Origin of the sequence: Mycobacterium paraseoulense (assembly GCF_010731655.1) — a bacterium.
GTDB lineage: Bacteria > Actinomycetota > Actinomycetes > Mycobacteriales > Mycobacteriaceae > Mycobacterium > Mycobacterium paraseoulense.
This window is the reverse complement of sequence record NZ_AP022619.1, coordinates 5,030,362-5,042,948: the sequence shown is the minus strand read 5'-3', so window position 1 is coordinate 5,042,948 and position 12,587 is coordinate 5,030,362. Positions and strand designations below refer to the sequence as shown.

Annotated in this window: 11 protein-coding genes and 1 pseudogene; 5 read left to right on the top strand and 7 right to left on the bottom strand. The window is 69.6% G+C overall.

Features of this window, described 5'->3' with window-relative positions; all coding sequences use genetic code 11:
• Positions 1-39: 39 nt before the first annotated feature.
• Entirely contained in the window at positions 40-1,455 is a 1,416-nt protein-coding gene (locus G6N51_RS23560; protein WP_083174620.1) for an NAD(P)-binding protein, read from the bottom strand.
• 20 nt (positions 1,456-1,475) lie between these two features.
• Positions 1,476-2,048: a helix-turn-helix domain-containing protein gene (locus G6N51_RS23555; protein WP_083174622.1), complete on the bottom strand. Its 573-nt coding sequence runs from the start codon at positions 2,046-2,048 to the stop codon at positions 1,476-1,478.
• An 84-nt stretch (positions 2,049-2,132) separates the two neighbouring features.
• On the opposite strand from G6N51_RS23555, the gene G6N51_RS23550 reads away from it, so the two are divergent.
• The 4 genes from G6N51_RS23550 to mmsB all read left to right on the top strand — a co-directional run bounded on the left by G6N51_RS23550 (position 2,133) and on the right by mmsB (position 6,669).
• Positions 2,133-3,011, top strand: coding sequence for an SDR family oxidoreductase (locus G6N51_RS23550; RefSeq protein ID WP_083174624.1), 879 nt, complete (start codon positions 2,133-2,135; stop codon positions 3,009-3,011).
• An 84-nt stretch (positions 3,012-3,095) separates the two neighbouring features.
• Positions 3,096-4,616 (top strand): CoA-acylating methylmalonate-semialdehyde dehydrogenase, encoded by a 1,521-nt coding sequence (locus G6N51_RS23545; protein ID WP_083174626.1) that lies wholly within the window; start codon positions 3,096-3,098, stop codon positions 4,614-4,616.
• A gap of 6 nt (positions 4,617-4,622) precedes the next feature.
• A complete protein-coding gene (locus G6N51_RS23540; protein ID WP_083174628.1) occupies positions 4,623-5,783 on the top strand; it encodes an acyl-CoA dehydrogenase family protein in 1,161 nt (386 codons plus the stop codon).
• Positions 5,784-5,793: 10 nt separating this feature from the next.
• Positions 5,794-6,669 carry a 3-hydroxyisobutyrate dehydrogenase gene (mmsB, locus tag G6N51_RS23535; RefSeq protein WP_083174630.1) on the top strand — a complete coding sequence of 292 codons (876 nt, stop codon included), beginning with the start codon at positions 5,794-5,796 and terminating at the stop codon, positions 6,667-6,669.
• A 100-nt stretch (positions 6,670-6,769) separates the two neighbouring features.
• On the opposite strand, the gene G6N51_RS23530 is transcribed toward mmsB, so the two are convergent.
• From G6N51_RS23530 to G6N51_RS23510, 5 genes and pseudogenes are all read right to left on the bottom strand, one after another.
• Positions 6,770-7,276 carry a MarR family winged helix-turn-helix transcriptional regulator gene (locus G6N51_RS23530; protein WP_083174632.1) on the bottom strand — a complete coding sequence of 169 codons (507 nt, stop codon included), beginning with the start codon at positions 7,274-7,276 and terminating at the stop codon, positions 6,770-6,772.
• Positions 7,174-8,350: pseudogene (locus tag G6N51_RS23525) on the bottom strand (pyridoxal phosphate-dependent aminotransferase). Before G6N51_RS23525 ends, G6N51_RS23530 begins: the two are co-directional and overlap by 103 nt.
• Positions 8,350-9,369 (bottom strand): 3-oxoacyl-ACP synthase III family protein, encoded by a 1,020-nt coding sequence (locus G6N51_RS23520; protein ID WP_083174634.1) that lies wholly within the window; start codon positions 9,367-9,369, stop codon positions 8,350-8,352. Before G6N51_RS23520 ends, G6N51_RS23525 begins: the two are co-directional and overlap by 1 nt.
• A 4-nt stretch (positions 9,370-9,373) precedes the next feature.
• Entirely contained in the window at positions 9,374-10,021 is a 648-nt protein-coding gene (locus G6N51_RS23515; protein ID WP_083174636.1) for an SRPBCC family protein, read from the bottom strand.
• On the bottom strand, positions 10,002-11,747 hold the full coding sequence (locus G6N51_RS23510; RefSeq protein WP_083174740.1) for a thiamine pyrophosphate-binding protein: 1,746 nt from the start codon (positions 11,745-11,747) through the stop codon (positions 10,002-10,004). Before G6N51_RS23510 ends, G6N51_RS23515 begins: the two co-directional genes overlap by 20 nt.
• Before the next feature lie 79 nt (positions 11,748-11,826).
• Here G6N51_RS23510 and G6N51_RS23505 point away from each other — a divergent pair, with 79 nt between their 5' ends.
• Positions 11,827-12,522, top strand: coding sequence for an ABC transporter ATP-binding protein (locus G6N51_RS23505; RefSeq protein ID WP_083174639.1), 696 nt, complete (start codon positions 11,827-11,829; stop codon positions 12,520-12,522).
• Positions 12,523-12,587: the final 65 nt, after the last annotated feature.

The following is a 12,587-nucleotide window of genomic DNA, read 5'->3' as shown; positions in this document are numbered from 1 at the left end:
CCTCCACCCGATCCATATCGAGCCGGGTTACACCGGGTATCACGGCGCGGCGAGCTGGGTTTGTTCACCGAGCAGCTCGTCGAGTTTGGCGGCGGTGGCCGAGAACACCGACTTGGCGATGCCGAGTATCCGCTCGCGCACCCGGGGCTTCGCCGATGCCGGCGGCAGCAGGTGGCCGATCAGATGGCCGAACAGGTCCAGGCGGGCCGCCGACATCCAGGCGGTCAGGTCCGGGTCGTCGAGCCAGCGCAGCTGATTCGTGTAGTCGGCCAGCGCCAGCCGCAGCCAGTCCAGGTCGGTGTCGGGATGCGGCAACGGCACACACAGTTCGTTCTTCGCCCGGTCGTCCTGGTACGCGGCTTCCACGTGGGCGATGAGCGCGGCACTGAAGATCTGCTGGCAGCCGCGCACGCTTTGCAGCGTGATCCGGCCGTCGTCGAAAATCGGTGTCGATGGGCGCTTTTCGGCGCCGTCGGCGGTGCAGTCGACGTACAGGGTGCGGCCGTCCCGGGCCACCGCACCGCCGTCGAGGATCATCCGGTCCGCGTCGACGCGTCGCAGGTGGCCCAGCCGCACCAGGTCGCCGATGCGTCGCAGCTGCTCGAGTTCCTGCCGGGTGACGGTCGCGCAGCGATACATCGTCGGTCGGACCGCAGGATCTATCCGCAGCAGACCGCCGGATTCCTCGAGCCGCGCGAAAAGGTCCTCGACCGACGTGGCGTCGCTGATGGCGCGAAGCTGCGCGATGAAGCCGGCTTTGATCTGGTCGGCGAACAACGATCCGGGCTGCATCTTCGCGCGGTCCAGCAGCCAGGAGTCGCGGGGCATGATCCAGGTCAGCCGGTCGGGCGCGATGCCTTGGCCAAGCAGCCACAGGCAGGTGTCGATGCCGGTCTTGCCGGCCCCGACGATCACGTACCGCTCGTGCGCGCCGCATTTCGGCAGGTCGTTGGGCGGCACGCAGGTCACGCCCGGCGCGAGGGGATAGGGCGGCGGGCGCATGGCCGGCACCGTGACGTGCATGTACGTGGCGTCGACGACGCGGCGCGTCGCGTTGACGGCGTAGTCGATCCCGGCGAGCGTGGTGAAGCGGCCGTCACCGCGGTATTCGCTCATCGGGAAGTAGCTGACCCGCCCGCTCGCCAACAGCTGCCGGCGCAGCACGTGGTCGTAGTACGCACAGACCTCGCCCGCGGTGGCCAGCTCGTAAAGCCCTTGGTTCCAACCGATCTGGTCGATCGAGTCGCCGCCGAGTCTCAGCGAGTTGACGCCGTAGAACGCCGAGGGCTGATGCAGCCGCACGAACGGGTAGGCCATGGTCCAATGCCCGCCCGGCTGGTGGTTGCGGTCGACCAGCACCACGCGCGCGTCCGTCTCCGACACCAGCGTGTCGACGAACGCCATTCCCATGGCGCCCGCGCCGACCACCAGGTAGTCGGCCTCGATGGTGCGCATACGCCTGAAGGCTAGCGTGCTCAGTCGATGTCGGCCGCCGCGGCGCGGAGGTCATTGAGGGCTTTGCGGGCCAGTTCGCCCAGGTCTTGGTCGTCGTCGGCGGCAAGCCACGCGGCGAATGCCTCCTTGAACGCGAGCACTCCCATTTCGGCCGCCAGGGTCGCCGCGCGGTCCGCCACCCCCCGGGCGCGCAACGCGTCCGCCATGGCCGCGGCAAGGCCCACCTGTTTGAGCGCGTCACGGGCCTGCAGCTCGGTGCTGGTGGCGATGACGGCCTGCACCCGGGGCCCGAGCTCGCGATTGAACGGTGTCATCGGCCCGGCCGCCCGTGCGAGCCCGGCGGCGACCGCCGCGAGCGGGCCCGCGTCCGCGGGCGCGGAGGCGATCCCCTCGGTCAGCAGTTGCGCCAGGGTCTCCTGGCCGGCCGCCAGCACCTCCCGCTTGTCGGGGAAATACCGAAAAAAGGTGCTCTTGGTCAGGCCGGCGTGGTCGGCGATCTCGGCGACGGTGGTCCGGTCGTAGCCCTGCTCGGAGAACAGCTGTAGCGCGGCGGCGACCAGCCGCGCTCGCGCATCGGGTTCCCATCGGGGCATCCCGCCATCGTAGGCGATGGGACTTTTGCCCCATCACCCTGTAGCGTGATGAGACATTAGTCCCATCACTCAGAGGAGTTGCTCATGCGCGTTTTCGTCACGGGTGCCACCGGAGGGATCGGCTCCGCCGTCGTGCCCGAGCTCATCGGCGCGGGCCACGACGTTCTCGCGCTGGCCCGCTCCGATGCGTCGGCGCGGGCCGCCCGGTCCATGGGAGCCGAGGTGCTGCGCGGTGACCTCGACGACCCGGAGGCCCTGCGCCGGGGCGCCGCGGCGTCCGACGGCGTGATTCACCTCGCCTTCCTCCACTTCGACGATTTCCAGAAGGCGGTCGCCCAGGAGGCCGGCGCCGTCGAGGCCTTCGGCGCCGCGTTCGAAGGCAGCGGAAAGCCGTTCGTCATGGCCTCGGGCACACCCGTGATCCCCGGCCGCACCGCCACCGAACGCGACCCGGCGCCGGCCGACGGACCCATCGGCGGGCGCGGCCGCAACGCGCGCGCCGCGCTGGAACTGGCCGCCAAGGACGTCCGGTCGGCGGTGGTGCGCCTGCCGCGGTCCGTGCACCGGGAAGCCGGCCCCTGCGGGTTCGCGTCGCTGCTCATCGAGGCGGCGCGACGCACCGGGGTCTCCGGCTACGTCGGCGACGGCACCCAGCGCTGGCCGGCCGTGCACGTCCTCGACGCCGCGCGCCTGTTTCGCCTGGTGCTCGAAGACGCCACCCCGGGGACGGTGGCGCACGCCGTCGCCGACGAGGGGGACCCGATGCGCGCGCTCGCCGAGGCCATCGGGCGCGAACTCGATGTGCCCACCGCGGCGGTCCCGGCGGACCATTTCGGGTTTTTCGGCGCCGTTTTCGGGGCGGACCAGCCGGCGTCGAGCGCGCTGACCCGCGAGAGATTCGGCTGGCAGCCCGCCCATCCGAGCCTGCTGGCGGATCTGGCGGCCGGCCACTACCCGGCGTGAGACCGGCGTCCTTGCGACGCCCGCCCGCGGTTACTAGGATATCCAAGTATCCGCCTCTCACGCGCGCACCAACCCGAGGACACCATGACCACACAGATCCCCCACTTCATCGACGGGCAGCGCACGGCCGGCCAGTCCGGGCGCACCGCCGACGTCTTCAACCCGAGCACCGGCGAGGTGCAGGCGCAGGTGCCGATGGCCGGCAAGTCCGAGATCGACGCCGCGGTGGCATCCGCCGTCGAGGCCCAAAAGGGTTGGGCCGCATGGAATCCGCAACGCCGCGCCCGGGTGATGATGCGGTTCATCGAGCTGGTCAACGACCACATGGACGAGCTGGCCGAGATGCTGTCCCTCGAGCACGGCAAGACGGTGGCCGACTCGCGCGGCGACGTCCAGCGCGGCATCGAGGTGATCGAGTTCGCCATCGGCATCCCCCACCTGCTCAAGGGCGAATACACCGAAGGCGCCGGGCCGGGGATCGACGTCTACTCGCTGCGCCAGCCGCTGGGCGTGGTCGCGGGCATCACCCCGTTCAACTTCCCGGCCATGATCCCGTTGTGGAAGGCCGGGCCGGCGCTGGCGTGCGGCAACGCGTTCGTCCTCAAGCCGAGCGAGCGCGACCCGTCGGTGCCGGTGCGGCTGGCCGAGCTGTTTCTCGAGGCCGGCCTCCCGCCAGGCGTCTTCCAGGTCGTGCACGGCGACAAGGAGGCCGTCGACGCCATCCTGCACCACCCCGACATCCAGGCGGTGGGCTTCGTCGGCAGCTCCGACATCGCGCAGTACATCTACGCGACGGCCGCGGCCACCGGCAAGCGGTCGCAATGCTTCGGCGGCGCCAAGAACCACATGATCGTGATGCCCGATGCGGACCTCGATCAGGCCGTCGACGCGCTGATCGGCGCCGGATACGGCAGCGCCGGTGAACGGTGCATGGCGATCAGCGTCGCGGTGCCGGTCGGCGAGCAGACGGCGAATCGCTTGCGCGCCAGGCTCATCGACCGGATCAACAACCTGCGGGTGGGCCACAGCCTGGACCCCAAGGCCGACTACGGTCCGCTGGTCACCGAGGCGGCGCTGGCGCGGGTGCGCGATTACATCGAGCAGGGTGTGGCCGCGGGTGCCGAAATCGTGATCGACGGGCGCGAACGCGGCAGCGACGACCTGACCTTCGACGACGCCAGCCTCGAGGGCGGATTCTTCATCGGCCCGACGCTGTTCGACCACGTCACCCCGGACATGTCGATCTACACCGACGAGATCTTCGGACCCGTGCTGTGCATCGTGCGCGCGCACGACTACGAAGAGGCGCTGCGGCTGCCGTCGGAGCACGAGTACGGCAACGGCGTGGCGATCTTCACCCGCGACGGCGACGCCGCCCGCGACTTCGTCTCCCGGGTGCAGGTGGGCATGGTCGGCGTCAACGTTCCCATCCCGGTTCCGGTGTCCTACCACACCTTCGGCGGCTGGAAGCGCTCCGGCTTCGGCGACCTCAACCAGCACGGGCCGCACTCGATCCTGTTCTACACCAAGACCAAGACCGTCACGTCGCGGTGGCCCTCCGGGATCAAGGATGGCGCCGAATTCGTCATCCCCACAATGGATTAAGACACCATGTTCACCCTGAACGACGACGAGCGCGTCATCACCGAGACGGCGGCCGCGTTCGCCGCCAAGCGCCTCGCCCCGCACGCCCTGGAATGGGACGCGACGAAGCACTTCGCGACCGAGGTGTTGCGGGAATCCGCCGAGCTGGGGATGGCGGCGATCTACTGCCGCGAGGACGTCGGCGGTAGCGGGCTGCGCCGGCTCGACGGGGTCCGCATCTTCGAGCAGCTGGCCATCGCCGACCCGACCACCGCCGCGTTCCTGTCCATCCACAACATGTGCGCGTGGATGATCGACACGTTCGGCACCGCCGAACAGCGCAAGGCCTGGGTGCCGCGGCTGGCCTCGATGGACGTCATCGCCAGCTACTGCCTCACCGAGCCGGGCGCCGGGTCGGACGCCAGCGCGTTGAGCACCCGCGCCGTCCGGGAGGGCGGCGACTACGTGCTCGACGGCGTCAAGCAGTTCATCTCCGGCGCCGGTGCCTCCGACGTCTACGTGGTGATGGCCCGCACCGGCGGCGACGGCCCGCGCGGCATCTCCGCGTTCGTCGTCGAAAAGGGCGCCGACGGGCTGAGTTTCGGGGCCCTCGAGGAAAAGATGGGCTGGCACGCCCAGCCCACCGCGCAGGTCATCTTGGACGGCGTGCGGGTGCCGGCCGACGCCATGCTGGGCGGCTCGGACGGCGAGGGCGCCGGCTTCGGCATCGCGATGAACGGCCTGAACGGCGGTCGGCTCAACATCGCGGCATGCTCGCTCGGCGGCGCGCAGTCCGCCTTCGACAAGGCGGGCGCCTACGTGCGCGAGCGCGAGGCGTTCGGCAGGGCCCTGCTCGACGAACCCACCATCCGGTTCACCCTGGCGGACATGGCCACCGGGCTGGAAACCTCGCGAATGATGTTGTGGCGGGCCGCCGATGCGTTGGACAACGACGACCCCGACAAGGTCGAGCTGTGCGCGATGGCCAAGCGCTACGTCACCGACACCTGCTTCGAGGTGGCCGACAAGGCCCTGCAGCTGCACGGTGGCTACGGCTACCTGCGGGAGTACGGTCTCGAGAAGATCGTGCGCGACCTGCGCGTGCACCGAATCCTGGAAGGGACCAACGAGATCATGCGGGTGGTGATCGGCCGGGCCGAGGCCGCGCGAGTGCGGTCGAGCGCGTAGAAAGGCGACCATGACGAGCATCGCTTTCCTCGGTCTGGGCAACATGGGCGGGCCGATGTCGGCGAACCTGGTGGCCGCGGGACACATCGTGCGCGGGTTCGACCCGGTGCCCGCGGCGGTCGCCGCCGCGGGCGGCAACGGGGTGACGACGTTCGACAGCGCGGCCGACGCGGTGGCCGGGGCCGACGTGGTGATCACCATGTTGCCCAACGGGGACCTGGTCAAGCGCTGCTACGCCGACGTGCTGCCCGCCGCCCAGTCGGGCGCGCTGTTCATCGACAGCTCCACCATTTCGGTCAACGACGCCCGCGAGGTGCACGCGCTCGCGGAAGCGCAGGGGGTCTCGCAGCTGGACGCGCCGGTCTCCGGCGGCGTGAAGGGCGCCGTCGCCGGGACACTGGCGTTCATGGTGGGCGGCGACGAGGCCGCCCTGGACCGCGCCCGGCCGGTGCTGGAACCCATGGCGGGCAAGGTGATTCACTGTGGCGCGGCCGGGGCCGGGCAGGCCGCCAAGGTGTGCAACAACATGGTGCTGGCGGTGCAGCAGATCGCCGTCGGCGAGGCGTTCGTCCTGGCCGAGAAGCTCGGGCTTTCGGCGCAGTCCCTTTTCGACGTCATCACCGGCGCGACCGGCAACTGCTGGGCCGTGCACACCAACTGTCCGGTGCCGGGCCCGGTGCCGACGTCACCGGCCAACAACGACTTCAAGCCGGGTTTCGCGACCGCGCTGATGAACAAGGACCTGGGGCTGGCCATGGACGCGGTGACCTCCACGGGGTCGGCCGCGCCGCTGGGCCGGCACGCCGCCGAGATCTACGCCAAGTTCGCGGCATCCCACGCCGACAAGGACTTCAGCGCGGTGATCGAGATGCTGCGGGAGAGCTGACCCGCCTCAGCGCGCCGAGCGTGCACTGAACGTGAAATATCGCGCGAAAAATCGCTGTGGGTACACGTTCGGCGAACGACGGTCTTTCCATCGATGCAGCCTAGAAGTCTCCCGCGGCGCGGCGCAGCGTCTCGATCGACGAAACCAGCGCCCGCGCTTCGGTTTCGGACATCCCGATATCGGCGAACACCTGCTCGTTGAGCGTGACCGTGGCGTCCTCGACCGTCGAGCGGCCCAAATCGGTGATCTGCACCAGCGTGGTGCGCCCGTCGGTGGGATGCGGCACCCGCTGCACCAGTCCGTCGGCCTCCAGCCGGCGGATCGCGTGGGTCACGCTGGTGACGTGGACCTGCAGCCGGTCGGACGCCTTGGTGATCGGCAGCGCGCCGGTCCGGCTGAAGGCCAGCAACCGCAGCAACTCGTAGCGGGAGAAGCTCAGGTCGTAGGGACGCAACGCCGTTTCGACGCGGGCCAGCAGGATCTGGTGGGCGCGCATCACCGACGTCACCGCGACCATGCCCTGCGCCACGTCGGCCCAACCGGAGCGCTCCCAGTTGTCGCGCGCCGCGGCGATCGGGTCACGCTTGCGCGGTCGTGAAGCAGGCACGCCCCTTCATACCGCACTTGGCGCGCGAGCGTGGCCTTTCCCCAGCGCCGACAGCACCGCCAGCGTCGACGCGCGGTGGCCCACGGTGACCCGCGCACCGCCGTCCGGGTAGCACCGCACCTGTAGACCGCTGTCGGCGAAAACCTCATGCCACGGCCCACCCCGCCCATCCCCTCTCGGCGGCAGGTACATGAAGTTCGCGTGCGCGTCCGTCGTGTAGATCCCCATCGCGCTCAGCCGCATCCGGAGGTAGCAGCGTTCGGCGTTGATCAACCGGACCCGTTGCAGCAGCTCGCTTTCCGCGCCGTATGACGCGACGACCGCGATCAGACTGGTGATCGCGGCGCCGAACGGCAGCTGATGGGACCACAGCGCATCCGCCAACTCCGGTGACGCCACTGCGTAGCCGATCCGCAACCCCGCCAGGCCGTACGCCTTGGAAAAGGTCCGCACCACGATCACATTGGGAAACCGGGCGACTAACGCCGACACCGCGATGCGGTGCTCGGGCGCGGTGAACTCGATATACGCCTCGTCGAGCAGGACGACGGTGTCGCGCGGCACGCGGCGCAGGAACGCCGAAACGGCCGCGGCGGACTCGAGTGTTCCGGTGGGGTTGTGCGGCCGGCACAGCACCACCACCCGGGCATCGGCGGCGGCGCGGGCCAGCCCGTCGAGGTCGTGATGACCGTGCTCGTCGAGGGGAACGGTCCGCGTCTTCAGCCGCGCCATCCGCGCGAGGATCGGGTATCCGTCGAAGGTCGGCGTCGCCATCGCCATCGTGTCGCCCGGAGCGGTCACCGCCCGCAGGGCCTGCAGCACGACACCCGTCGCCCCGGCGCCCGGCGCCACGCGGTCGGCGGGCACCCCGATGTGGTCGGCGATCACACCGCGCAGCCGTTCGGGCAGGAACTCCGGGTAGCGGTTCATGGCGTGGATGGACCGGATCAGCGCCGACCGCACCGACGGCAGCGGCGGGAAGGGATTCTCGTTGAGCGACAACGCAAACGGATCCACCGCGTCGGGTAACGCGTCGCAGGTGCAGGGACCCGCCGGGCTCGGGTTGGGCTGCATCAGCCTCGCCCTCCCCAGCGCACCGCCGCCGCACCGGCGAAGTCGCCGGCATGGGCGAAGGCCGCCATCATCACGACGTCGCCGGCCCCGACCTGCCCGTCGGAGATGGCGCGGTCAAGGTTGATCGGAATCCCGGCACCGAAGAGGTTGCCACACTCGTCAAAGGTGTCCCGATGGCGTTCGGGCGGCAACTCGAGCGCCTCACGCCAGTTGCGCAGGAACACACGGTTGGGCTGGTTGGTGACCAGTAGATCGAGGTCCTCGGCGGGCAACCCGATTCGGTCACAGACCGCCAGCGCCACCTCGGGAACCTGACGGTTCCCGCGCGCCAGCACCTTGGTGATCTTGCTTTCGGTGAAGCCGATGCTGCCCTCGCCGGACCCGGCCTGCCACCACTTGCGGGGCGGGTCGTAGGACAGCGTCATCTCACCGGCGTACTCGCCGTAGGTACGGCACTCGACGTCGAGGATGGGTGACCGGTCGCTCAGCGCGACCAGGCCCACCGCCGCGCCGTCCCCTGGCACCGCGGACTGCGCCTTGCGCCGGATGGTCGGCTGATCGAAGAACTGCCCGGCGGCGTTCTGCGCGATGGCGATCAGCGCGGTGCGCCCGGCGCCGGAGGTCAACAGTTTGCGAGCCACGTTGAGCGCCAGCACGAACGCCGCGCAGCCGCCGTTGTTGAGGTCGAGGACCCAGGACGGTCGAATGCCCAGCCGGTGCGCGATACCGCCGCCCTGGCCGTAGAAGGCCATGTCCGGCACCTGGGTGTGGGTGATCAACACATCGGCGCCCTCGACCGCATCGTGGCCATGCCGCTCGATCAGGCCGTTGGCCGCGCGTTCGATCATGTCGATGGAACTCTCGTCCGGCCCGACGTGGTGACGAAACTTCGGGGCGCGGAACATGACGTTCTCGCGCAGGGCATCGGATTCGGCGAATTGCGCGTAATAGTCGACGCCGATCGGCGCACCCGGCAGGTAGCTGGAAACGTCGATCAGGCTGACGCTCGGTTGGCTCATGTGACTACCTCATCCATTCCGGCGTCACCGGCAGGCCGTTGCGGTGCCGGTATTCGGCGATCGCCTTGAGGTTCTGCAACTCCAGCGCATGCCCGGCGCCGAACATGTCCCAGAAGTCGCCCACCCACACCGGGCGCTGCGCCGGCGCGGTCTCCGGATAGGGGTTGTGGTCGTAGAACGGGTGGTGGCAATTGGTCCACAGCACCACCGATCCCGGCTTGTCGAGGACCACCTGCGCGTCGACCACCCGCATCAGATAGACCATCCACAGGTGCTTGCCCTGATCCCACGCGCAGTGGTAGTCGACGGTCCGGGCCTCCGGGTTGGCGACGGTTCGCGTGTAAATCTCGGTCTCCGAACCCAGCCTGTCGTAGGCCAGCCACAGGCCCGGTTCGTCGGTGGGCGTGAAACCGCGCAGGCTGTAGGTCCACTCCTCGAGGCTGCGGGTGTCCGCCATGTACTCGTACAACTCGTCCGGCGGGCACGCGACGTAGTCGTTGACCGTGCAGTACTGCCCGAAGACCTGATCATGCGGGTAGACCGACCGCATCATCTCCATGATGATCGGGGTCGCCTTCTCCCGTGGACTGGTTTCTATGCGGACCACCCCGTTGATGGGGGTGGGGATATCCTCAAGCGCTGGCAGCGACATCGTTCCGGTTCTCCTTCGCGGTCGAAACCTGTTCTGTGACGGCGGCGTTTCCTGACAGCGCGGTGAGAAACGGTGCGAACGGCGGGATTTCGTCGGCGTCGCACTCGACGCTGACCACCGCCGGGCCCTCGACGTCCAGGGACGCCCGAAGCGCCGCGGCCAATTCGGTGGGCACGCTGACATCGACCGATGTCAGGCCGGGAAACATCGCCGCCAGACCGGTTCCCAGCGCGCTGGGCCGGAAGCGGTTGTAGCTGTAGCGGTTCTGATAGAACAGCTGCTCGCGGGTCACGCACATCGCATGGGCGTTGTTGTTGAACAACACGAACGTCACGGGAAGCGCGTATTGCACGGCGGTGTGCACCTCGAGGCCGTGCATGAAGAACGCGCCGTCCCCGGCGATCACCACGGTTCGGCCGGCGGCACGGCCGCCGTTCGCACGTCCGAACGCCATCCCGATCGCGGCACCGAAGCTGTAGCCCATGCCGCCCATGCCGAGCGCGGCCACGAACCTGCCGCCGCGCCGCGCCGGCAGGTGATGGATCGCGGCCGCGCCGGTATTGCCGGCGTCGACCACGATGTCGGCCCCGTCGGGCAGGACGCGGTCCAGCACCGCGATGGCATCGCGGTACCGGATCCCCGGTCCGGAGCAGGCCGGCGGTGTCAACTCGGTGCGGCGCACCAGATCCGGCACGCGCAGGCCGCTCGGGCGTCCGTGACCGCGCAGCGCCTGGATCAGCAGGCGCAGCGAGCCACGCAGGTCGTCGGTGTGCACGTGGGTGCAACGCGGGTAGGGCCGCGCCGACCCGATGGACACCGTTCGCACCGCCGCGAGCGCGTCATCCAGACCACCGCGCGCGGTGACCGTCAACCGGGTGCCGACGATGAGGCACACCGCGCTGGCTGCCACGGCTTCGGCCACGCTCGGGTGGCCCATGACGCCGGTCACCCCGAGCGCCGACGACGACCCGAAACCCGGTGTGCCCGCGACATCTTTCGCGTCGGGGACGGTGGCCACCCGCGCGCGCAGCAGCGCGCGCAGGTGCTCGAGCTCGGCCCGCGCGTCGTCGCGGGCCACCTGCTCGCCGGCGATGATGGTGATGTGACCGGTCGCGCGGCGCAGCTCGGCGGCGATCAGATGCGGGTTTCCGATCGGCGCGCTGAAACTGTCCGGTGGCTCGTCGGGGTCGTCGACGGTGATGCGCGCTTGCTGAATGTCCTTGGGCAGCAACAACACCGCGGGGCCGCCGGTGCGTGCGGCGGAGACGGCCCGAGGCAACGCCGAAACGATGTCGGCCGGCGCGAGCACCCGCTCGCAGAACACCGACACCGTCGAAAACAGCGCGTGGGCATCCAGGGAGCCGTTGCGGCCGCTGGTGTCCTGGAAGCTGCCCCGGCCGTCCATCGTGGTCGCGGGCTGGCCGACCAGGGCCAGCACCGGAACCCGGCTCGCGAACGCCTCGCCCAGGCCGGCGACGAGGTTCAGCGCTCCCCCTCCCGACGTGGCCACCACCACGCCGAGCCCGGCGCCGCTGCGGCTGTACCCGTCGGCCATGGTCGCCGCCGAGAACTCGTGCTTGGCCAGGACCGCGGTGATCTCGGGTTCGAAGTGGGCGGCGTCGTACAGATCCTCGATGTTGGCGCCGTCGACACCGAAGACGTGGTCCACCCCGAGCGCGGCGAGGTGACCGACGATGTGGTCGACCACCCGATAGCTGCCGAACATGTCATCAGACACGAGCCCGGCGCTTGATCGGTTCACCGCGGCGGGTGAACCGATCACCGGTAACCCTCGTGGTGTCTAGATGACCATCGAACTACGCGACGTGGTGCGCGAGTATCGGGTCGGCGGTCAAACGGTCCGGGCGCTCGACGGGATCAGCCTGCACCTCGGGAACGGTCAGTTCGTGTCGGTGGTCGGGCCTTCCGGCGCGGGTAAGAGCACGCTGCTGCATTTGCTCGGCGCATTGGACTCCCCGGATTCCGGCTCGATCACGTTCGACGGCGAGGAGATCGGCCGGCTGGGCGACGAGCAGCAGTCCGAGTTCCGCCATCACCGCGTGGGTTTCATCTTTCAGTTCTTCAACCTGTTGCCGACTCTGTCGGCGTGGGAGAACGTCGCGGTACCCAAGCTGCTCGACGGCGTCCGGCTGGGCCGGGCCAAACCGGACGCGATCCGGTTGCTGGACCGCGTCGGGCTGGGCAACCGGACCGAGCACCGGCCGGCGGAGCTGTCCGGCGGCCAGATGCAGCGGGTCGCGGTCGCGCGTGCATTGATGATGGATCCGGCGCTCATCCTCGCCGACGAGCCGACCGGTAATCTCGACTCCGCGACGGGCGCCTCGATCCTGGCGCTCCTTGCCGAGGTGGCCCACGAGGAGGGCCGCGACCGGTTGGTGGTGATGGTGACCCACAATTCGGACGCCGCCGCGGCGACCGATCGGGTCATCACGCTGCAGGACGGGCGCGTCGGTTCCGACCTACCGGCGGTCCCCGCGTGAGGATATCGGCGGCGGCGAGCCGACTGCGCGTGTTCAGCCTGCGTGAGCTCGCCGTGCATCGCCGC

Coding starts and splice junctions, on each gene's coding strand:
- G6N51_RS23560 (WP_083174620.1), bottom strand. CDS start 1,455: ATGCGCACCATCGAGGCCGACTACCTGGTGGTCGGCGCGGGCGCCATG.
- G6N51_RS23555 (WP_083174622.1), bottom strand. CDS start 2,048: ATGCCCCGATGGGAACCCGATGCGCGAGCGCGGCTGGTCGCCGCCGCG.
- G6N51_RS23550 (WP_083174624.1), top strand. CDS start 2,133: ATGCGCGTTTTCGTCACGGGTGCCACCGGAGGGATCGGCTCCGCCGTC.
- G6N51_RS23545 (WP_083174626.1), top strand. CDS start 3,096: ATGACCACACAGATCCCCCACTTCATCGACGGGCAGCGCACGGCCGGC.
- G6N51_RS23540 (WP_083174628.1), top strand. CDS start 4,623: ATGTTCACCCTGAACGACGACGAGCGCGTCATCACCGAGACGGCGGCC.
- mmsB (WP_083174630.1), top strand. CDS start 5,794: ATGACGAGCATCGCTTTCCTCGGTCTGGGCAACATGGGCGGGCCGATG.
- G6N51_RS23520 (WP_083174634.1), bottom strand. CDS start 9,369: ATGAGCCAACCGAGCGTCAGCCTGATCGACGTTTCCAGCTACCTGCCG.
- G6N51_RS23515 (WP_083174636.1), bottom strand. CDS start 10,021: ATGTCGCTGCCAGCGCTTGAGGATATCCCCACCCCCATCAACGGGGTG.
- G6N51_RS23510 (WP_083174740.1), bottom strand. CDS start 11,747: ATGTTCGGCAGCTATCGGGTGGTCGACCACATCGTCGGTCACCTCGCC.
- G6N51_RS23505 (WP_083174639.1), top strand. CDS start 11,827: ATGACCATCGAACTACGCGACGTGGTGCGCGAGTATCGGGTCGGCGGT.